Source organism: Brachybacterium sp. YJGR34 (assembly GCF_003347015.1).
Taxonomy (GTDB): Bacteria; Actinomycetota; Actinomycetes; order Actinomycetales; family Dermabacteraceae; genus Brachybacterium.
Genome location: NZ_PNFB01000016.1, coordinates 40,921 through 60,189, shown reverse-complemented (window position 1 = coordinate 60,189; position 19,269 = coordinate 40,921). Strand labels below are relative to the sequence as shown.

Genomic DNA, 19,269 nt, shown 5'->3' with positions numbered 1-19,269 from the left:
GATCTTCGGATCTCGCACCCGCCCCGTTCGTCTAGCGGCCCAGGACGTCGCCCTCTCACGGCGGTAACACCGGTTCAAATCCGGTACGGGGTACGGACAGGAGCCGGCGCTCATGAGCGCCGGCTCCTTCTCATTTCTCCCCCTTTTCCCGCCGTCTTCGCGGCCTCACCTCGTTCGGCGCGACCATGCGGGCGGTATCGCGGACCACGCCCCTGCGCGCCGGGGCCGGGGGAGAGTATCGTCGTGACATGACGCACAGCGCAGCTCCGAGAATCACCGTCGGCGTCTTCGATGCCGACGAATCCGATCTGGCGGTCCGCTGGGCCGCCCAGCACGCCGCCACCGTCGGCGGCGCGCTCCATCTGGTCCACGCCTTCGTCTGGACCGAGCTCGACGTCAACATCGACCCGATCTCGGGCATGGCCGGATCGGGCTTCCGCAGCGCCGCCCAGAGCCTGCTCAAGGACGCCCTCACGATCGCGCGGGAGGACCATCCGGACCTCCCCATCACCTCCGAGGTGATCGACGGCAACGCCGTGCCGGTGCTGGTCGGGGTGAGCGCTGAGGCGGATCTGCTGGTGCTGGGGGGTCGAGGGCTGGGCCGGCTGATGACGCTCATCGTCGGCTCCAAGAGCCTCGCCCTGGCCGCGCGTGCGGCCTGCCCGGTGGTGGTGGTGCGCGGGCGCATCGAGGGGGAGGGGCCGATCGGCCTGGTCCATCACGAGACCGCCACCGAGGTGGTCACGCGCGCCGCGGATCTGGCCGAGGCCTACGGGCGCGACATCCATCTGATCGTGCGGCCGGGCACCACCGAGGAGCAGGCGCAGGAGATCCTGGCCGGCACCGCGCAGCGGATCGCGCTGACGCATCCCTCGGTGTTCGTCCGGGACGTGACCGTCGCCGCGGCCGATACCGCGAAGGAGCTCATCGAGGCGAGCCGGGACGCGTGCCTGACGGTGGTGGCGGGGGAGCGGTCCGCGGCGGACGACGGCCGGGTCGGCGCGCCGCGCCAGCTGGTCAACGTCCTGCGCTTCGCCCACACCCCGGTGTGGATCGAGCGCGACTGATCCATCCCGCTGGGTTCCACCCGGTGGGAGGGGTCGTCGAGACGTCACCCACCGGCCCCGAGGGCGGGCACGGCCCGGGGGCGCTCAGGAGCCGGCGCGGCGCAGCAGCTCGGTGAGGTGGTTCGCGGAGCTCATGACCGAGGCGGCGTGCAGGCGGCCCGGCTGGCGCGTGATGCGCTCGATCGGGCCGGAGATGCTCAGCGCCGCGACCACGCGGCCGTTGGGGCCGCGGACCGGGGCGGAGACCGAGCCGACGCCGGGCTCGCGCTCCCCGATGGACTGCGCCCAGCCGCGGCGGCGCACGGCCGAGAGCTGGGTGGCCGTGAAGCGGGCGCCGAGCAGTCCGCGGTGGAGGCGGTCCGGCTCCTCCCAGGCCAGCAGGATCTGGGCGGCGGAGCCGGCCTTCATGGTCAGCGCCGCGCCCAGCGGGACCGAGTCGCGCAGCCCGATGGGGCGCTCGGCGGCGGCGACGCAGATGCGGTGGTCGCCCTGGCGGCGGTACAGCTGGGCGGACTCCCCGGTGTGGTCCCGCAGCGCCGCGAGCACCGGACCGGCGGCGGCCAGCAGCCGGTCCTCACCGGCCGCGGCGGCGAGCTCCCCGAGCCGCGGGCCCAGGATGAAGCGCCCCTGCATGTCGCGGGCGACCAGATGGTGATACTCCAGCGCCACCGCCAGGCGGTGCGCCGTGGGTCGCGCGAGCCCGGTCGACTGCACGAGCTGGGCGAGAGTCGCCGGTCCGGCCTCCAGGGCGCCGAGCACGATCGCCGCCTTGTCGAGCACGCCGACGCCGCTGCCGTTCTCCTCCGAGATCTTGTCCATGGTCCGATACTGCCGTCTTATTTGGTGAGACGCAAGTGCGTCGGATCGTGGACCGGAACACGATGATGACTGCGCTCGCACCCCGAGCGCTGCTCAGCATTCACGGAACGCGCCCGCATCCCGGGCGCAGGGAAGGATCGACATGGCGGGGACTCTCGCGGAGAAAGTCTGGGCGGATCACGTGGTCCGCCGCGGGGAGAACGGCGAGCCGGACCTGCTCTACATCGATCTCCAGCTGCTGCACGAGGTCACCAGCCCGCAGGCCTTCGACGGGCTCCGGCAGGAGGGCAGGTCCCCGCGCCGCCTCGACCAGACCCTCGCGACCGAGGACCACAACACCCCCACGATCGACATCGACAAGCCGATCGCGGACATCACCTCGCGCACCCAGATCGACACCCTGCGCCGCAACGCCGAGGAGTTCGGCGTGCGCATCCACTCCCTCGGCGACAAGGACCAGGGCATCGTCCATGTCGTCGGCCCCCAGCTGGGGCTGACTATGCCCGGCATCACGGTGGTCTGCGGCGACTCCCACACCTCCACCCACGGGGCCTTCGGCGCCCTCGCCTTCGGCATCGGCACCAGCGAGGTCGAGCACGTGCTGGCCACGCAGACCCTGCCGCTGACCCCCTTCAAGACCATGGCGATCACGGTCGACGGCGACCTCAAGCCGGGCGTCACCGCCAAGGACATCATCCTCGCGGTGATCGCCGAGATCGGCACCGGCGGCGGCGCGGGCTACGTGCTCGAGTACCGCGGCGAGGCGATCCGCCGGCTCTCCATGGAGGGCCGGATGACGATCTGCAACATGTCCATCGAGGCCGGCGCCCGCGCGGGCATGATCGCCCCGGACGAGACCACCTTCGAGTACGTCCAGGGCCGTCCTCACGCCCCGCAGGGCGCCGACTGGGACGAGGCCGTCGCGTACTGGAAGACGCTGCGCTCCGATGACGACGCCACTTTCGACGCCGAGGTGGTCATCGACGCCGACCAGCTCGAGCCCTTCGTCACCTGGGGCACCAACCCGGGCCAGGGTCTCCCGCTGAGCGCCGACGTCCCCGCCCCGGAGGACTTCACCGACGACAGCGCGCGCAACGCCGCCGAGCGCGCGCTGGAGTACATGGACCTGGTGCCCGGCACCCCCCTGAAGCAGATCCCGGTCGACACCGTCTTCATGGGCTCGTGCACCAACGGCCGCATCGAGGACCTGCGCGCCTTCGCCTCCGTGCTCGAGGGACGCACCAAGCACCCCGACGTCCGCGTGCTCGTGGTGCCCGGATCCGCCCGTGTGCGGATCCAGGCCGAGCAGGAGGGCCTGGACCGCATCTTCCTGGACTTCGGCGCCGAGTGGCGCCAGGCCGGCTGCTCGATGTGCCTGGGCATGAACCCGGACCAGCTGGCCCCCGGCGAGCGGGCCGCCTCCACCTCCAACCGCAACTTCGAGGGCCGCCAGGGCAAGGGCGGGCGCACCCATCTGGTCTCGCCGGTCGTGGCCGCCGCCACCGCCGTGCGCGGCACCCTGTCCTCGCCGTCGGATCTCGGCGCGCCCGTCGCGCCCACCGACCTCCAGCCTGTCGCCTGATCAGGAGCATCCCGATGGAAGCCTTCACCACCCACACCGGCATCGGCGTCCCCCTGCGGCGCAGCAACGTCGACACCGACCAGATCATCCCCGCCGTCTACCTCAAGCGCGTCACCAAGACGGGCTTCGACGACGGTCTGTTCAACGCCTGGCGCACCAACGATCCCGACTTCGTCCTCAACCGCCCGGCCTACGCGCAGGGCACCGTGCTCGTGGCCGGGGAGGACTTCGGCACCGGCTCCTCGCGCGAGCACGCGGTCTGGGCGCTGCGCGACTACGGCTTCAAGGCCGTGCTCTCCACCCGCTTCGCGGAGATCTTCCGCGGCAACGCCGGCAAGCAGGGCCTGGTCGCGGGCGTCCTGGCCCAGGACGACATCGAGCAGCTGTGGAAGATCCTCGAGGAGAGCCCCGGCGCGGAGGTGACCGTCGACCTCGAGAACCGTCAGGTGCACGCGGCCGATGCGACCTTCCGCATGGACGTCGACGAGTACACCCGCTGGCGCCTCATGGAGGGCCTGGACGACATCGGCCTGACGCTGCGCCACGAGGAGGAGATCACCGCCTTCGAGGCCACTCGTCCGGCGTGGATGCCGAAGACGCTGCCGGCGCGCACGGCCGACTCGATCTGAGGCGTCCCCGCAGGCCCGCGGCCCTCCGCCGCGGGACCTGCGGGCTCATCGCCCGGTGCAGGAGCCTCCGGTATGGTGACCCGGTCAGAACCGGGCGCCGGCGGCACCCTCCCCTCGAGGCAAGGACACCATGAGCTCGACATTCCATGTGCGCGGGGGACGTCCCCTCGACGGTGAGATCACCGTCCGCGGAGCGAAGAACCTCGTCTCGAAGGCGATGGTGGCCGCTCTGCTGGGGGAGGGTCCCAGCGTGCTCTCCTCCGTCCCGGACATCTCCGACGTGCGGATCGTCTCGAACCTGCTGTCGATCCACGGGGTCAAGATCGAGCACGACATCCCCGGCGGGGTGCTGCGCCTGGACCCCTCCAACGTCGAGCGCGCGCACGTGGCCGACATCGACGCCCATGCCGGCAGCTCGCGGATCCCGATCCTCTTCTGCGGCCCGCTGCTGCACCGGCTCGGCGAGGCGATCATCCCGGATCTGGGCGGCTGCCGCATCGGGGACCGGCCGATCAACTACCACCTCGACGTGCTGCGCAGCTTCGGTGCGGTCGTCGACAAGCGCGACATGGGCATCTACATCACCGCGCCGAACGGTCTGAGCGGCACCAAGATCCATCTCGAGTACCCGAGCGTGGGCGCCACCGAGCAGGTGCTGCTCACGGCGGTGCGCGCCCAGGGCGTCACCGAGCTGACCAACGCCGCGGTGGAGCCCGAGATCGAGGACCTCATCGCGGTGCTGCAGAAGATGGGCGCGATCATCTCCGTGCAGACGGACCGCACCATCACCATCGAGGGCGTCGAGACCCTCGGCGGCTACGAGCACCGGGCGCTGCCGGACCGCATCGAGGCCGGCTCCTGGGCCTGCGCCGCGCTCGTGACCAAGGGCTCGGTGTTCCTCCGCGGCGCCCAGCAGAAGCCGATGTCCACTTTCCTCAACGTCTTCCGCAAGATCGGCGGCGGGATCGACATCACCGAGGAGGGCATCCGCTTCTACCACCCCGGCACCACGCTGCGCTCGATCGCGGTGGAGACCGACGTGCACCCCGGTCTCATGACCGACTGGCAGCAGCCGCTGGTGGTCGCCCTCACCCAGGCCGACGGCATCTCGATCGTCCACGAGACCGTCTACGAGAACCGTCTCGGCTTCACCCGGGCCCTCAACGACATGGGCGCCCGCATCCAGGTCTACCGCGAGTGCCTGGGGGGCTCCAGCTGTCGCTTCGGTCGCAGCAACTACAACCATTCGGCCGTCATCTCGGGGCCCAAGCCCCTGCACGGTGCGGACATCACGGTGCCCGACCTGCGCGGCGGATTCTCCTACCTCATCGCGGCCCTCGGGGCCGAGGGGGTCTCCACGATCCGCGGCATCGACCTCATCGACCGTGGCTACGAGTCCTTCCGCGACAAGCTCGCGGCGCTCGGGGCCGAGTTCTGGGAGGACTGAGCATGAGCGAGCACCTCGAGCAGGGCGCCGCACCGGAGGCGCAGCGCGACGAGGAGGCACCGGTGGCCGCGGCCACCAGCTCCCTCGCCCTGCGCGACATCCCGATCCCCGACTACTGCGACGTGGTCATCGTGCCCACCGGCGGGGTCGAGGAATCGGATCCCCGGGTCTGGGCCGATGCGATCTTCGCCCATGAGAACACCCCGCTGACCTCCCGCGGCGTCCGCGCCCTGCGGGACGAGGCGATCCGCCTGTTCGACATGGTCCCGCCGCCGGAGAAGGAGTACCTCGCGGACGAGGTGGTCGGCTCCGAGGCGCTGATCATCGACGACGACGAGAAGCTGCAGATCCGCATCGGCGTCTCCCTGCTCCCCGGCGGATCGCTGCTCCAGGTCACCACGGCCGTGAAGTACCGCTCGGTGCGCGGCCGCCTGGCCTTCGCCCCGCGCCGCCTGATGCACGCCGCCGCGGTGAACACCCTGGCCCGTCGGGCGCCCACGACCCTCAAGCGCCGCGCCCTCGCCGGCAACCCCCGGGCGGCCTCCCTCACCGGTCAGGTCTCCCGCAGGGCGCTGGGCCGCGGCACCTCCACCACGTCCCGGTGAAGGGCGTCCTGCGCAGCTGGGACGTGGGCCGGGCCCGCCCGGCCCCGCGTCGCGCCGGGGCGGTCATCGACCTCGCGCAGATCCCGCTGCGCCCCCTGCTGTCCCTGCTCGCGCGGCCGCGCTGGCAGGGCGTCGAGAACCTCCCGGCCACCGGGCCGGCGATCGCCTGCGGCAACCATCTCAGCGCCTTCGACCCTCTCGGCTACGGGCACCTGCTGCAGGCCTCCGGCATCGCGCCCCGCTTCCTCGCCAAGGAGTCGCTGTTCCGCGTCCCGGTGCTGGGGACGCTGCTGCGTCAGTCCCGGCAGATCCCCGTGCGCCGCGGCACCTCCCGCAGCGGGGACGCCCTCGGCGACGCCCGCGCCGCCCTGGGCCGGGGAGAGCTGCTCATGATCTTCCCCGAGGGCACCTACACGCGCGATCGCCACCTGTGGCCGATGCAGGGACGCTACGGCGCTGCGCGCCTGGCCCTGGAGACCGGGGCCCCGCTGGTGCCGATCGCGAGCTGGGGCTCGCGCGCGCTGTGGCCCGTCGGCTCCCCGGTCCCGCACCCCGGGCCCGGCCGGCGCGTGCAGATGCTCGTCGGCGAGCCCTTCACGGTCTCCCGCCGAGAGGGGGAGACCTCCCAGCAGGCCGTGCGGCGGGTCACCGAGGAGCTGATGGCGCGGATCGCGGAGCTGCTCGGCCGGCTGCGCGGCGAGACGCCGCCCGCCGTGCTGCATGATGGGAGCATGGACGCGCACCGCCCCGAGATCGGCAGGACGCAGCCCGGCTACCGGGCCTGGAAGCAGGAGTCATGACCCGCCTGGCCGTCCTCGGCGCCGGCAGCTGGGGCACCACCGTCGCGCAGGTGCTCGCCGACGGCGGCAGCGAGACGATGCTCTGGGCTCGGCGCGAGGAGGTGGCCCGCGAGATCCGCGAGGAGCACCGCAACCGCCGCTACCTCGGCGAGCACGAGCTGCCCGCCACCGTCGGCGCCACCTCGCAGCTCGGAGAGGCGCTCGAGGGGGCCGACGGGATCGTCGTCGCCGTCCCCGCGCAGTCGCTGCGCGCGACCCTGCAGACCTGGCCCGCCCTGCCTCCGGTGCCCGTGCTGTCCCTGGCCAAGGGGCTCGAGCGCGGCACCGACGCACGGATCAGCGAGGTGCTGGTGGAGGCCGGGGGAGCGGACCCCGAGCGCGTGGGCGTGCTCTCCGGCCCCAACCTCTCCGGCGAGATCCTGCAGCGCCGGCCGTGCGGGAGCGTCGTGGCCGCCCCCTCCCAGGAGCTGGCGGACGTCCTCGCCACCTGGTGCGAGGCGCCGTACCTGCGCGCCTACACCTCCACCGACGTGCTGGGCGTGGAGATCGCCGGCGCCGTGAAGAACGTCATCGCGATCGCCGTGGGCGCCGCGGTGGGTCTGGGGCACGGGCACAACACCACCGCCTCCCTCATCACCCGCGGCCTCGCGGAGATCACCCGCCTCGGCGTCGCCCTCGGCGGGCGGCGCGAGACCTTCGCGGGACTCGCCGGGATGGGCGACCTGGTGGCCACCTGCTCCTCGCCGCTCAGCCGCAACCACCGCCTGGGCCTCGCCCTCGGGCGCGGGCTGGACGTGGAGGCGGCCGCCGCCGAGGTGGGTCAGACCGCCGAGGGCGTCGCGACCGCCCGCGCCGTGACGGATCTCGCCGCGCGGATCGGCGTGGACGTGCCGATCGCCCGCGCGGTGGTCGCCGTCGTCGACCACGGCGCACGGATCGACGAGGTCACCGCGGCCCTGCTGTCACGCTCGGTCCGTCCCGAGCAATAAGCTCTTCGGTATGAGAACGACCATCGCCCTCCTGTTCGGCGGCCGCAGCGGCGAGCACGGCATCTCCTGCGTGACCGCCGGCGGCATCCTGGCCGCGATCGACCGCCGCCGCTTCGACGTGATCGCGATCGGCATCTCCCGCGAGGGGCGCTGGATCCACGTCTCCGACGACGCCTCGGACTGGACCATGGTCGACGGCCGTGCCCCGGAGATCGACCCCCGCGGCGCCGAGGTGCTGCTGCCCGAGTCCCGGCACCGCCCGGGGGAGCGGGCCGTGCTGCGCACCGTCGTGGACGGGGTGGTCCGGCCGCTCGCGGAGGTGGACGTGGTCTGGCCGCTGCTGCACGGCGCCTACGGGGAGGACGGCACCGTCCAGGGCATGCTCGAGATGCTGGACATCCCCTACGTGGGCAGCGGTGTGCTCGCCTCCGCCGCGGCCATGGACAAGGCCGCCTCCAAGCTCGTGCTGCGCGCCCACGGCCTGGAGTGCGCGCCGGGCATCGTGGTCCACGAGGACCGCTGGGCCGCCGGGTCCCGCCAGGTCCTCGAGCACCTGCAGGCGCACCACCCGCTGCCCTGGTTCGTCAAGCCCGCCCGCGCCGGCTCGAGCCTCGGGGTCAGCCGCGTCACGGACCCCTCACAGCTGGACCTCGCGCTGAAGGAGGCCTTCGCCGAGGATCCCAAGGTGCTCATCGAGGAGGGCGTGACCGGGCGCGAGATCGAGTGCGGCGTGCTCCAGGGCCGCGACGGCGCCGAACCGCGCACCACCCTCCCCGGCGAGGTCGCCGTCGGCGACGACCTCGACTTCTACGACTACGAGGCGAAGTACTTCGGCAAGGGCACGGTGCAGATCCAGGTGCCCGCCGCGCTGCCCGACCGCGACCTCGAGGAGGTCCGCGAGACCGCCGCCCGTGCCTTCACGGCCCTCGGCCTCGAGGGGCTGGGGCGGGTGGACATGTTCGTCACCGAGGACCATCGCGTGCTGATCAACGAGGTCAACACCATGCCCGGCTTCACCCCGTACTCGATGTATCCGGTGCTGTGGGAGGCCATGGGGCTCAGTTACGCCGATCTCATCACGGATCTCATCGAGCAGGCCCGCTCCCGCCGCCTCGGCTCCCGCTGAGAGGGCCGGGCGCCGGGGTCACGGCGCCGCGGTGTCCCCGGGACCCACGCAGCGGTCGGTCGCCTCGATGGTGCGGGTGATGACCTGCGTGAGGTCGAGAGCGGCGGCCGAGGGCTGATCGGGCGCCGCGGAGAGCGGCACCGTGACGTCGATCGCGGGCTCCCGGCCGTAGGTGGTGTAGAGGAAGACCCCGTCCTCCAGCTCGCGCACGATCCAGTCCACCTCCGTGCCGTTGCCGTCGGCGAGGGTCGTGCACTGGTCGGTGGTGGGACCGGGCGGGGTGACGCCGCAGCGCATCACCACCGTGTCCTCCCCGTGGCCCCAGGCCACGGTGCCCTGGCTCGAGGTCTCCACCTTCTCCATCCCGAGCACCTGCTCCGGTGCGCCCAGCACGATGTCCGCGCACAGCGGGTCCTGGGCCTCGGGGCCCGGAGGGACCTGGACGGCGGCGCACGAGGTCAGCACGAGGCCCGCGGCGAGAGCGCCGCCGGCGGCCAGGGCGAGGGAGCGGGAGCGGAGCACCCGTCGAGACTACCGTGGGAGCATGAGTGCCCAGATGCCCCGCGGGGAGAGCGAGCTGCTGGCCCGGATGCTCCCGCTGCTGTCCACCGATGACCGCGTCGAGGTGGGGCCCGGGGACGATGCCGCCGTGGTCCGCCTGCCCTCGCCGCGGGTGGTCGTGACCACCGACACGCTCGTGGAGGGTCACGACTTCCTGCCGGGGACCACGGCGCCGCGGTGGATCGGCCGCAAGGCGGCGGTGCAGAACCTCGCCGATGTCGCGGCGATGGGCGCCCGGCCGGTCGCGCTGGTCTCCTCGCTCTCGGCGCCCGCCTCCACGCCGAGCTCCGTCTTCGAGGAGATCACGGCGGGCCTGGCCGAGCGTGCCGAAGCCGACGGCGCCCGCGTGGTGGGCGGGGACCTGGGCCGCGCGGAGCGGCTGAGCCTCACGGTCACCGCCCTCGGCGCCCTCGAGGGGGAATGCCCGCCCGTGCTCCGCTCCGGTGCGCGGCCCGGGCAGGTGCTCGCGATCGGCGCGCCGCGCCTGGGCCGCTCGGCGGCGGGCCTCGCGCTGGTCCTGTCCGGTCTGATCCGGGTCGAGGACGGCGCGGTGCTGGGGGCCGATTCCTTCGCGGACCTCGTCGCCTGGCACGACGCCCCGGCGCCGGACCTCTCCCTGGGGTGGACCGTCGGCCGCGGTGCGAGCGCCATGATGGATCTCTCCGACGGCCTGGTGCGGGACGGGGAGCGCCTGGCCCGCGCCTCCGGTGTCGCGCTGGACCTGGATCGCGAGGCCCTCACCCCGGACGTGCGATCCCTCGCAGCACTCGGGGAGGAGCTCACGATCGATCCCTGGACCTGGGTGCTGCACGGGGGCGAGGAACACGCGATGCTCGCCACCTTCCCCGTCGGCGCCGTCCCGGCGGGGTTCCGACCCATCGGTCGGGTAGTCGACGCCGCCTTCCCCGCGGTGGTCCTGGACGGCTCCCCGATCCCCGGCCACGGGTTCGATCACTTCGACGCCGCGCCGTAGGCTGGTGCGCGCCATCCAGCCACGAGGAGGATCCCCATGTCGATCACGGTCAAGGCCCTGCAGAAGACGGGCGCCGACCAGCCGTTCGAAGTGACGACCATCGAGCGTCGAGACCCCCGGCCGGGAGACGTCGTCATCGACATCGTCGCCGCCGGGATCTGCCACAGCGACATCCACACGATCCGCAACGAGTGGGGTGAGGCGCACTTCCCGCTCACCGTCGGCCACGAGATCGCGGGCGTGGTCTCCGCCGTCGGGTCCGAGGTGACGCGGTGGAGCGTCGGCGACCGCGTGGGTGTGGGGTGCATGGTGAACTCCTGCGGCCGCTGCGCCCAGTGTCTCGCCGGGTACGAGCAGTCCTGCCGGGAGGGCAATGTCGGCACCTACAACGCGACCGACGTCGACGGCACCATCACGCAGGGCGGCTACGCCCAGAAGGTCGTGGTCGACCAGGACTTCGTGCTGCGCATCCCCGAGGCGATCGGCTTCGAGGAGGCCGCGCCGCTGCTGTGCGCGGGCATCACCACCTACTCGCCGCTGGCCCGCTGGGGCGCCGGCGAGCAGGTCGAGGGGCGCGCCAAGCGCGTGGCCGTCGTGGGTCTGGGCGGCCTCGGCCACATGGGCGTGCAGATCGCCGCCGCCATGGGCGCCGAGGTCACCGTGCTGACCCGCACGCTGAGGAAGCGGGACCAGGCGCTCGAGCTCGGGGCGCACCGCGTGCTGGCCACGACGGAGGAGGGCTTCTTCGCCGCACATCGCGGGGAGTTCGACCTCATCCTCAACACCGTCAGCGCGAACCTCCCGCTGGACGGCTACCTCTCGCTGCTGGCGCCGCGCGGCGTGATGGCGGTGGTGGGGCTGCCGCCGGAGCCGCAGTCGCTCGGGTTCGGCTCGCTCATCGGGGACAACAAGGTCCTCGCCGGCTCCAACATCGGCTCCATCGCCGAGACCCAGGAGATGCTGGACTTCTGCGCCGAGCACGGCCTGGCCGCGACGGTCGAGACGATCGGGGTCGACGGGGTCGATGCGGCCTACGACCGCGTGGTGGCCGGCGACGTGGCCTTCCGCGTCGTCATCGACATCGCGAGCTTCGAGGACGCGGCGGTGGCGTGAGCTGCCCGCGCCGGTCCCGCCCCGCGACCGCGGAGGACGTCGCCCGTGACGGCCACCGCTTCGCCTGGCTGAAGCCCGACGGCTGGCGGGAGGGCTTCCGCGCCCTCGTGCTGGAGATCGAGGAAGGCGGCGACGGGACCTGGCGCGTCATCGGCGTGGGCCGGATCGGTGCGAGCACGGTGCATCCGCGGCGCGATCTGGTGGAGCTCGAGATCGATCCGGCCCATCGTCGCCAAGGCCACGGAACAGCGCTTCTCCGCGAACTCGGCAGATACAGCAATAATCCGTTGTCCTCGAAGGTGGCGCCGGGCAGCGAGCGGGACCTCTTCCTGCGTTCCCTCGGAGCGGTGACCTACCTGCCGGTCCCGTTGCTCTCCGTCCACGCCGCCGCGGAGCGCACGGAGCGCTGGTGCGCGGCGGTGTGCGAGGCCGCCGACGGGGACGTCCAGCTGGTCCGCCTCGGCGAGCTGCCGCGCGCCGACGTGGCGGATGCCCTCGCCGACCGGTACCACTGGCAGCACGCCAGCTGGTCGCCGACGGCCTCCCGCGACGTCCTGGTCTCGGAGGTGGGGGCGAGTATCGTGGAGAACAGCGTTCTGGAGCTGTCCTGGGCGACACTGCGGGAAGGACGGATCACCGCGCTGCTGGACGTCTACGACGAGCCCGTCGGCCCCGTGCGCGAGGCGTGCGTGGAAGCAGTGGACGCCTCGGAACCCACGGCGCGCCTCGATGTGGCCCTGTGCCTCGCCGCCGCGCTCGAGGGCCTGTGCGACCTCGGGGTCACCCACCTGGACCTCGACAACCATCCCACCGATCCGCACGCCGCCCCGCTGCTGGCGACGCTCGATCCCGTCGAGAAGGATCCCGTCCATCTCGTCGAGATCCCGAACGGGCTCACCTCGCGCCTGCGGGACCTCGGCTGAGAGGCTCGTTGCGCGGGCCCGTGCACGCGGTCGAGGCGTGGACACTGTGGAACTCGGGGAGAGTTCCCCGGCGACCACGCCTCGATCGCTGTCGTCACCGCAGCAGTCGGACCGGCAGCTCCGTCTCGAGCACCGCGCCGGAGTCGTCCCGGGCGATCCGCGTCGCGCGGGCACCGTCCACCTCGGCGACCGCCTCCACCAGCTCGGTGCCCCGGAAGAGCAGCCCCGCACCGTCGTCCGTGCACAGGGCGGGCCCGAGGGTCCCGTCGGCCACCAGCGCGCGCAGCAGCGGACGCCGGCCCTCCTCGGAGTCCATGTGTACTCCGTTCGCGCCGGGGAGGAGGCCCAGGCCGTCGGTGACCGGCCGCAGCTCCGGGCCGAAGGAATCGGTGACCCCGCCCTCGAACCAGCAGATCGAGCCGGCGGAGATCCCCGCCAGCACCACGCCCTCCTGCCAGAGCCGCCGGAGGATCTCCGGCAGGCCGTGCGCCCTCCAGACGGCCAGCAGGTTCACCACCGAGCCGCCGTTGACCCACACCACGTCGGCGCCGCGCAGGTAGCTCTCGACGTCCTCGACGTTCGGCATCGAGAACAGGCTCAGATGGTAGAGCTCGTACCCGGCCTCGCGGGCAGCCTCCTCCATGTCCCGCTGGAAGCCCCTGTCGTCCCCGGAGGCGGTGGAGACGTTGCAGATCCGGGGCCTCACGCGGGGGTCGGCACCCTGTTCACGGCTGAGCTCGACGGCGAAGGCGATCATCGGCCCGAAGCCGAAGCGCAGCCGGGGGTGGGGACGGTATCCGGCACTGGTGGCCAGGATCGTGGGCTCGGAGGCGGGCATCGGCTGCTCCTGGCGGGGTGAGGGGGCCCGGAGCTGCTCAGGCTACCGGCGCTGCGCCCGCGGCCTCGCCCCGGACAGCGCGCGAGCCCCCACCCCGAGGGGTGAGGGCTCGCGCGGATGAGTCCTGGGCGGTCTCGCTCAGGCGCCGAGCGTGCTGACCTTGCCTGCCTTGAGGCAGGAGGTGCACACGTTCACGCGCTTGCTGGTGCCGTTGATCACAGTGCGGACCGACTGGATGTTCGGGTTCCAGCGACGCGAGGTGCGGCGGTGCGAGTGAGACACGGCCTTGCCGAAGCGAGGGCCCTTGGCGCAGATGTCACACGTGGAAGCAGCCACTGTCGTCTCCTGGTAAGTCGATTTCTGATCGCGGTGCCCACTCCAGCCCCGCATCGATTCGGCGGAGTCGGTGACCTGGGTGAGCACGGAGGTGCGAGCCCCCGGCGGTCAGGGCAACCACGGAATCATAGCTCACCTTCCTGCGCGCCAGAAGAGGGGCGGAAGGTCGGCACGCTGTGGACTCCGCCACAACGTCGCAGGGCAGTGGCACCATGGTGCCCGGCACGGGCCACCGTGCGCACGGAGAGTCCTCGAGGAGAGACCGCATGGCCAGGACGCAGGATCCCCCGCGCGGCGCGATGCCGCTGCGGGAGCTGCTGATCCCGAAGGAGGCCAAGGCCATGGCGTCCTTCGGCGTGCGCGATCTCGACGCGATGATGCGCTTCGCCCCGCGCCGTTACCTGGTCCCTGCTCCTCTGACCTCCCTGCGCACCATCAGCGAGGGGGAGGAGGTCAGCGCGATCGTCACCGTCGTCGGCGTGCACGAGCGCCGGATGCGCACCCGGCCCGGCTCCGTCCTCGAGGTGACGGTCTCCGACTCCTCCGAGCAGATCACCCTCACCTTCTTCCTCGCCAAGCCGCACCTGGTCGACTGGCACCGCAGCCATCTCCCCGTGGGTGCGCTGATCGTCGTCCACGGCCGGGTGGGCCGCAACGACTACCGCGGCACCTTCCAGATCACCCACCCCGAGTACGAGCCGGTCGAGGACACCGCGGCGGGCCGTGCCCACGCCCAGCGGCCCCGGCCCGTCTACCCGCTGCGCAAGAACATCGCCCAGCGCACGATGCGCGAGGCGACGGAGAAGGGGGTCGAGCACGCGGAGGCCCTGACCCGGATCCTCCCGGACGAGGTGCTCGCCGAGCGCGGTCTGGTCAGCCTCGCCGAGGCCGCCCGGCTCGTCCACACGCCGCTCACCCTCGAGGACACCCGCGCGGGCATGGCGCATCTGCGGTACGAGGAGGCCTTCGTGCTGCAGTCGATCTTCGCCCAGCGCCGCGCCCAGGACGAGCGCACCCCCGCTCCCGCGCTGCGCGCCGAGGGGCCGCTGCAGGGGCTGTTCGAGCAGCGCCTGCCGTTCTCGCTCACCGAGGGCCAGCGCAGCATCGGCGCCGAGCTCGTCGAGCACGTGGGCCGCGACCACCCCACCAGCGTCCTGCTGCAGGGGGACGTCGGCTCCGGGAAGACGGTCGTCGCCCTGCGCGCCATGCTGCGCGCCGTGGACTCCGGCCACCAGGCGGCGCTGCTGGCCCCCACCGAGGTCCTCGCCGAACAGCACCACCGCACCCTCACCGGTCTCCTCGGGGAGCTCGCCCGGGCCGGTCAGCTCGACGGCCACCCGGAGGCCACCCGCGTCCGTCTGCTCACCGGGTCCCAGCGCACCGGCGCCCGGCGCGAGACCCTGCTGGACGTCACCTCGGGCGAGGCCGGGATCGTGGTGGGCACCCACGCGCTGCTCACCGAGAGCGTCGAGTTCGCCGCGCTGGGCCTCGTGGTCATCGACGAGCAGCATCGCTTCGGCGTGGATCACCGCCGCCGCCTGCGCACCAAGGGGCCGGGCGGCACCAGTCCGCACGTCGTCGTCATGACCGCCACGCCGATCCCGCGCACGGCGGCGCTCGCGACCGTCGGCGACCTCGACGTCCTCACCCTGCGGGAGAGCCCGGGGAACCGCGCCGGCGTGAGCAGCTACGTGGTCCACGAGCAGCTCCCCGCCTGGGAGGAGCGGATGTGGGCGCGGGCCGGGGAGGAGATCGCGCAGGGGCGGCAGGTCCTCGTGGTCTGCGCCCGGATCGACGAGGACCTCGACGAGGCCCCGGAGCCCCGCGGCCCCGAGCAGGACGGCGCGGAGAAGCCGCCGCCGCTGGAGCCGGCGCGCGGCGTCACCCAGACCGCCGAGCGGCTCCGCCGCCACCCGGCTCTGCGCGGCGCCCGGATCGGTGTGCTCCACGGCCGCCTCGAGGCGGAGGCGAAGCAGGAGGCGATGGACGCCGTGCGGGACGGCACCCTCGACCTGCTGGTGGCCACCACCGTCATCGAGGTGGGGGTGGACCTGCCGAACGCCTCGGTGATGATCGTGCTGGACGCCGAGCGCTTCGGCATCTCCCAGCTGCACCAGCTGCGCGGCCGGGTGGGCCGCGGCGAGCACCCCGGCATCGCCTTCCTCGACACCCGCGTCGAGGTGGGCGGGGCGCACTCCCAGCACCTGGAGGCGATCGCGGAGGCGGCCGACGGCTTCGCCCTCGCCGAGCTCGACCTGCAGCGACGCGGAGCCGGCGACCTCGTCGGCGAGGAGCAGTCCGGTCTGCGGCGCACCCTGCGCCACCTCGACGTGCTGCGCGACGCCCGCCTCATCGAGAATGCCCGGCAAGACGCCTTCGCCGTGGTCGCCGGCGACCCCGAGCTCGCCGCGCACGGCGCTCTCGAGACCGCGATCGCCGAACGGCTGCGCGATGCCGACCCCGACGTCGAGAGGAGCTGACATGCCGCGGATCATCGCCGGCACCCTGGGAGGCCGCACCATCCCCGGTCCGCCCGGCAAGGGCACCCGCCCCACCTCCGACCGGGTGCGCGAGGCCCTCTTCTCCCGTCTCGAGGGGTGGGACGCCCTGGCCGGGGCCCGGGTGCTCGACCTCTACGCCGGCACCGGCGCCCTCGCCTTCGAGTCCCTCTCCCGCGGCGCCGAGCACGCGCTGCTCGTCGAGCTGCACCGTGCCACCGCGGCGCAGCTGCGCCGCACCGCCGGCGACCTCGGCCTCGAGCAGCGCTGCGAGATCCGCCCCGGGAAGGCGGAGACCGTCGTGCCCCAGCTCGGGGGGCGCGGCATCGACCTCGTCTTCCTCGACCCGCCCTACGACGTCGCGAGCGAGGCGCTCGAGCAGCTGCTGCTCGGCCTCGTCCCGGCGCTCGGACCGGAGGCGCTGGTGGTCCTCGAGCGCTCCTCCCGCACCCGCCCCGTCGCGTGGCCGGAGGGGTGGGCCGACGACGGCACCAGGACCTACGGCGAGACCGTCCTGCAGTTCGGCGGACCCGCATGACTACGCTGAGGCCATGACCACACCGCTCGCGGCTCTCGACTGGCCGGTCCGCACCGATCGCCTCGAGCTGCGCCTCGCCCGCAGCGAGGACGCGGCCGCGATCTGGCCCTGGTACCGCCTGCCCGCGGTGCAGGAGTGGACGACGTCCTGGCACACCGCGCTCGAGGAGCACCAGGCGTGGTGGGAGGACCGGCTGTCCCTGTCCGTGGTGGGGCTGCGCGGGGAGAGGATCGTCGCGGTCGGGAAGATCGAGCAGCAGGACGCCTGGTCGCAGGCCGACATGGTCGAGCAGGCCCGCGGGCAGCAGGCCGAGCTGGGCTGGGTGCTGGACCCCGGCGTCCACGGGCAGGGGCTGGGCACCGAGTTCGCCTACGCGCTGCTGCGCCTGGCCGTCGAGGGGATCGGGGTGCGCCGCGTCGAGGCCCACTGCTTCGCCGACAATCTCGCCTCACGGCGCGTGCTGGAGAAGATCGGGATGCGCCTGGAAGGCGTCCATCGCGAAGAATCCCTGCACCGCAGCGGCCGTTGGCTCGACGGGATGAGCTGGGCGCTGCTGGCCGCGGAGCATCGCGACCAGCAGCGCTGAGCAGCGCGGAGGTCGTGCGCCGTCGCCGGGCGGGGAGGGGTCAGGCCCAGTTCTCCGCCCTGGTCAGGCAGAAGGGGTGCCCGGCGGGATCGCGCAGCACGATCCACGTCTCGCCGGGCTGCTCGTCGACGCGCGTCGCACCGAGCTCCTCGCAGCGGGTCGCGGCGGCCTCGAGGTCTGCCACGGCGAGGTCGAGGTGGAACTGCTTGCGGCCCTCGTCGGGCCAGGACGGCGGACGATGGTCGGGGATCGCCCCGATGCCCAGGGCGTGCGCGGGGCCCTGCAGCATCGCGTACTCCGCGGTGAGGTGGAGGATCGGCCAGCCCAGCACCGCGTGCCAGAAGCGGGCGAGCGGCTCCGTCTCCGCGGCGTCGAGGGTGATCATCGCCAGCGAGGCGACGGGGGCGGCATCGGGGGCGGTGGTGTCCTGTGCGGTGTCGGTCATGTCTGCCACACTCGCGCCATGACCGGCAGCGCGGATAGGACGAACGCGACAGCGTCCCCTCCTCCCGAGCACATGTACGGCCACGTGCTGCGTCCCGAGGAGCTCCTCGCCCGCGCCCGGTACGACAGCGCCGCCCCCGCGCCCGCGCTGCGGCGCTGGATCGACCGGTACTGGTCGGTGCGCTGGGAGCTGGGGCCGGGCCAGTCCCATCGCGCGGCCACGCTGGACGAGCCCGCCGTCCATCTCACGCGCGAGTGGGGCGGGGTCCGGCGCGCGGACACCGACGGCGCGGGCAGCTGGATCACCGGCCCGGTCACCCGCGGACGCTTCGACGTCACCCAGCACGGCTCCGGCGGGGTGGTCGGAGTCCGGTTCCGTCCGGGAGGCATCACCGCCTTCGTCGACGCCAAGCCGGCGGAGCTGCGTGACCGAACCGTCCCGGCGTCCGCGTGGTTCGCGAACGCGCTGCCGGAGATCGGACCGGAGGGGCCCGGCACCGCGAGCACGGCCGCGCCCGTGCTCGATGCGTGGCTGCTCGCCGTGAGACCCCGCGAGGACCCGGGCTACGCGGCGTTCCTGAGCGTCCTGGCGCTGCTCGAGGACCCCGGCGTCACGGGCACCGCCGCCCTCGAGCAGCGCTCCGGGCTGGGGCTGCGCTCCCTGCAGCGGATGTTCCGCCGCTTCGTCGGCGTCGGGCCCAAGCGCATGGTGGTGCGGGCGCGGGTGAGGGACGCCGTCGCCGCCCTCGACCGCGGCGAGGCGGTGTCGACCGCGGACCTCGCCCAGGAGCTGGGCTGGTACGACCAGTCGCACTTCGTGCGGGACTTCCGCCAGGTGACCGGGACGACCCCTGCACGCTATGCCGAGGGGGTCGCGGCCACCCCCTCCGCCGGAGCGCGCCGAGGGACGGAGGTCTAAGGTGGGGCCATGCCTCGCCTGTCTGCGACCTTCACCGTGACGACGCACCCCGGGGAACCGCTCCCGGGAGCCTGGAACCGCTTCGCGCTGGCCAAGACCTGGCAGGGCGACCTCGACGGGAGGTCGGAAGGTCTCATGCTCACCGCCGGGGACCCGGCCTCCGGAGGTGCCGGCTATGTGGCCACCGAGATCTTCGAGGGCACCCTCGACGGCCGCCGCGGACGCCTCACCCTGCAGCAGCTCGGCACGATGACCGACGGCGAACCCGCCCTGCACTACGTCATCGCCCCGGGCTCGGGCACCGAGGAGCTCGCCGGCACCACGGGCACCGTGACCATCGACGGGATCGGGGACGACGGCGTGCACCAGGTCACGCTCGACCTCGACTGACTCCTCGGGCGCTCCGGACCGCCGACGATCGGCCGGTCGCCGTCGGCCCCGCGCATCCGGCGTCCTGCACGGCGCCGGGCGCACTA

General features: G+C 73.1%; 21 protein-coding genes and 1 tRNA gene. 17 read left to right on the top strand and 5 right to left on the bottom strand.

Translation table 11 applies throughout. The features are described from left to right. Positions 1 to 20 precede the first annotated feature (20 nt). Positions 21 to 93, top strand: a tRNA-Glu gene (locus tag CXH06_RS13400). 155 nt (positions 94 to 248) lie between these two features. Beyond that, on the top strand, positions 249 to 1,067 hold the full coding sequence (locus tag CXH06_RS13395; protein WP_114855702.1) for a universal stress protein: 819 nt from the start codon (positions 249 to 251) through the stop codon (positions 1,065 to 1,067). Between the two features lie 84 nt (positions 1,068 to 1,151). Here the strand turns inward: CXH06_RS13395 and CXH06_RS13390 are convergent, their stop codons facing one another. After that, positions 1,152 to 1,886 (bottom strand): IclR family transcriptional regulator, encoded by a 735-nt coding sequence (locus CXH06_RS13390; RefSeq protein ID WP_114855701.1) that lies wholly within the window; start codon positions 1,884 to 1,886, stop codon positions 1,152 to 1,154. A gap of 142 nt (positions 1,887 to 2,028) precedes the next feature. On the opposite strand from CXH06_RS13390, the gene leuC reads away from it, so the two are divergent. The 7 genes from leuC to CXH06_RS13355 all read left to right on the top strand — a co-directional run bounded on the left by leuC (position 2,029) and on the right by CXH06_RS13355 (position 9,064). After that, positions 2,029 to 3,468 (top strand): 3-isopropylmalate dehydratase large subunit, encoded by a 1,440-nt coding sequence (leuC, locus tag CXH06_RS13385; RefSeq protein ID WP_114855700.1) that lies wholly within the window; start codon positions 2,029 to 2,031, stop codon positions 3,466 to 3,468. A gap of 14 nt (positions 3,469 to 3,482) precedes the next feature. Beyond that, positions 3,483 to 4,097, top strand: a complete 615-nt coding sequence (gene leuD / locus CXH06_RS13380) for a 3-isopropylmalate dehydratase small subunit (RefSeq protein ID WP_114855699.1) — start codon at positions 3,483 to 3,485, stop codon at positions 4,095 to 4,097. Between the two features lie 130 nt (positions 4,098 to 4,227). After that, the gene (murA, locus tag CXH06_RS13375) at positions 4,228 to 5,544 is read left to right on the top strand and encodes a UDP-N-acetylglucosamine 1-carboxyvinyltransferase (protein ID WP_114855698.1); all 1,317 of its coding nucleotides are present in this window, start codon (positions 4,228 to 4,230) and stop codon (positions 5,542 to 5,544) included. Positions 5,545 to 5,546: 2 nt separating this feature from the next. Beyond that, positions 5,547 to 6,149, top strand: coding sequence for a hypothetical protein (locus CXH06_RS13370; protein ID WP_232820354.1), 603 nt, complete (start codon positions 5,547 to 5,549; stop codon positions 6,147 to 6,149). After that, on the top strand, positions 6,146 to 6,949 hold the full coding sequence (locus CXH06_RS13365) for a 1-acyl-sn-glycerol-3-phosphate acyltransferase (RefSeq protein WP_114855697.1): 804 nt from the start codon (positions 6,146 to 6,148) through the stop codon (positions 6,947 to 6,949). The genes CXH06_RS13370 and CXH06_RS13365 overlap by 4 nt, the downstream gene beginning before the upstream one ends. After that, a complete protein-coding gene (locus tag CXH06_RS13360) occupies positions 6,946 to 7,938 on the top strand; it encodes an NAD(P)H-dependent glycerol-3-phosphate dehydrogenase (RefSeq protein WP_114855696.1) in 993 nt (330 codons plus the stop codon). The genes CXH06_RS13365 and CXH06_RS13360 overlap by 4 nt, the downstream gene beginning before the upstream one ends. A 10-nt stretch (positions 7,939 to 7,948) precedes the next feature. Continuing rightward, the gene (locus CXH06_RS13355) at positions 7,949 to 9,064 is read left to right on the top strand and encodes a D-alanine--D-alanine ligase family protein (protein ID WP_114855695.1); all 1,116 of its coding nucleotides are present in this window, start codon (positions 7,949 to 7,951) and stop codon (positions 9,062 to 9,064) included. Positions 9,065 to 9,082: 18 nt separating this feature from the next. Here the strand turns inward: CXH06_RS13355 and CXH06_RS13350 are convergent, their stop codons facing one another. Beyond that, on the bottom strand, positions 9,083 to 9,586 hold the full coding sequence (locus CXH06_RS13350; protein ID WP_114855694.1) for a DUF3515 family protein: 504 nt from the start codon (positions 9,584 to 9,586) through the stop codon (positions 9,083 to 9,085). A gap of 22 nt (positions 9,587 to 9,608) precedes the next feature. Between CXH06_RS13350 and thiL the strand changes: the two genes are divergently transcribed. The 3 genes from thiL to CXH06_RS13335 are packed head-to-tail and all read left to right on the top strand — an operon-like array spanning position 9,609 to position 12,634. After that, positions 9,609 to 10,598, top strand: coding sequence for a thiamine-phosphate kinase (thiL, locus tag CXH06_RS13345; protein WP_114855693.1), 990 nt, complete (start codon positions 9,609 to 9,611; stop codon positions 10,596 to 10,598). A 36-nt stretch (positions 10,599 to 10,634) separates the two neighbouring features. Continuing rightward, on the top strand, positions 10,635 to 11,711 hold the full coding sequence (locus CXH06_RS13340; RefSeq protein WP_114855692.1) for an NAD(P)-dependent alcohol dehydrogenase: 1,077 nt from the start codon (positions 10,635 to 10,637) through the stop codon (positions 11,709 to 11,711). Further along, positions 11,708 to 12,634 (top strand): GNAT family N-acetyltransferase, encoded by a 927-nt coding sequence (locus tag CXH06_RS13335; protein WP_114855691.1) that lies wholly within the window; start codon positions 11,708 to 11,710, stop codon positions 12,632 to 12,634. The genes CXH06_RS13340 and CXH06_RS13335 overlap by 4 nt, the downstream gene beginning before the upstream one ends. Positions 12,635 to 12,728: 94 nt before the next feature. On the opposite strand, the gene CXH06_RS13330 is transcribed toward CXH06_RS13335, so the two are convergent. Continuing rightward, a complete protein-coding gene (locus tag CXH06_RS13330; protein WP_114855690.1) occupies positions 12,729 to 13,472 on the bottom strand; it encodes a peptidase E in 744 nt (247 codons plus the stop codon). A 138-nt stretch (positions 13,473 to 13,610) separates the two neighbouring features. Continuing rightward, a complete protein-coding gene (gene rpmB, locus CXH06_RS13325) occupies positions 13,611 to 13,808 on the bottom strand; it encodes a 50S ribosomal protein L28 (protein ID WP_114855689.1) in 198 nt (65 codons plus the stop codon). Between the two features lie 266 nt (positions 13,809 to 14,074). On the opposite strand from rpmB, the gene CXH06_RS13320 reads away from it, so the two are divergent. The 3 genes from CXH06_RS13320 to CXH06_RS13310 are packed head-to-tail and all read left to right on the top strand — an operon-like array spanning position 14,075 to position 17,430. Beyond that, positions 14,075 to 16,288 (top strand): ATP-dependent DNA helicase RecG, encoded by a 2,214-nt coding sequence (locus CXH06_RS13320; protein ID WP_114855688.1) that lies wholly within the window; start codon positions 14,075 to 14,077, stop codon positions 16,286 to 16,288. Between the two features lies 1 nt (position 16,289). Then, a complete protein-coding gene (gene rsmD, locus CXH06_RS13315; RefSeq protein WP_232820353.1) occupies positions 16,290 to 16,844 on the top strand; it encodes a 16S rRNA (guanine(966)-N(2))-methyltransferase RsmD in 555 nt (184 codons plus the stop codon). Between the two features lie 13 nt (positions 16,845 to 16,857). After that, positions 16,858 to 17,430 carry a GNAT family N-acetyltransferase gene (locus CXH06_RS13310; RefSeq protein WP_114855686.1) on the top strand — a complete coding sequence of 191 codons (573 nt, stop codon included), beginning with the start codon at positions 16,858 to 16,860 and terminating at the stop codon, positions 17,428 to 17,430. A gap of 40 nt (positions 17,431 to 17,470) precedes the next feature. On the opposite strand, the gene CXH06_RS13305 is transcribed toward CXH06_RS13310, so the two are convergent. After that, on the bottom strand, positions 17,471 to 17,875 hold the full coding sequence (locus tag CXH06_RS13305) for a VOC family protein (RefSeq protein ID WP_114855685.1): 405 nt from the start codon (positions 17,873 to 17,875) through the stop codon (positions 17,471 to 17,473). An 18-nt stretch (positions 17,876 to 17,893) separates the two neighbouring features. Between CXH06_RS13305 and CXH06_RS13300 the strand changes: the two genes are divergently transcribed. Together CXH06_RS13300 and CXH06_RS13295 are read left to right on the top strand one after the other, a co-directional pair. Continuing rightward, on the top strand, positions 17,894 to 18,793 hold the full coding sequence (locus CXH06_RS13300; RefSeq protein ID WP_232820352.1) for a helix-turn-helix domain-containing protein: 900 nt from the start codon (positions 17,894 to 17,896) through the stop codon (positions 18,791 to 18,793). 9 nt (positions 18,794 to 18,802) lie between these two features. Then, positions 18,803 to 19,183, top strand: a complete 381-nt coding sequence (locus CXH06_RS13295) for a DUF3224 domain-containing protein (RefSeq protein WP_114855683.1) — start codon at positions 18,803 to 18,805, stop codon at positions 19,181 to 19,183. Positions 19,184 to 19,269: the final 86 nt, after the last annotated feature.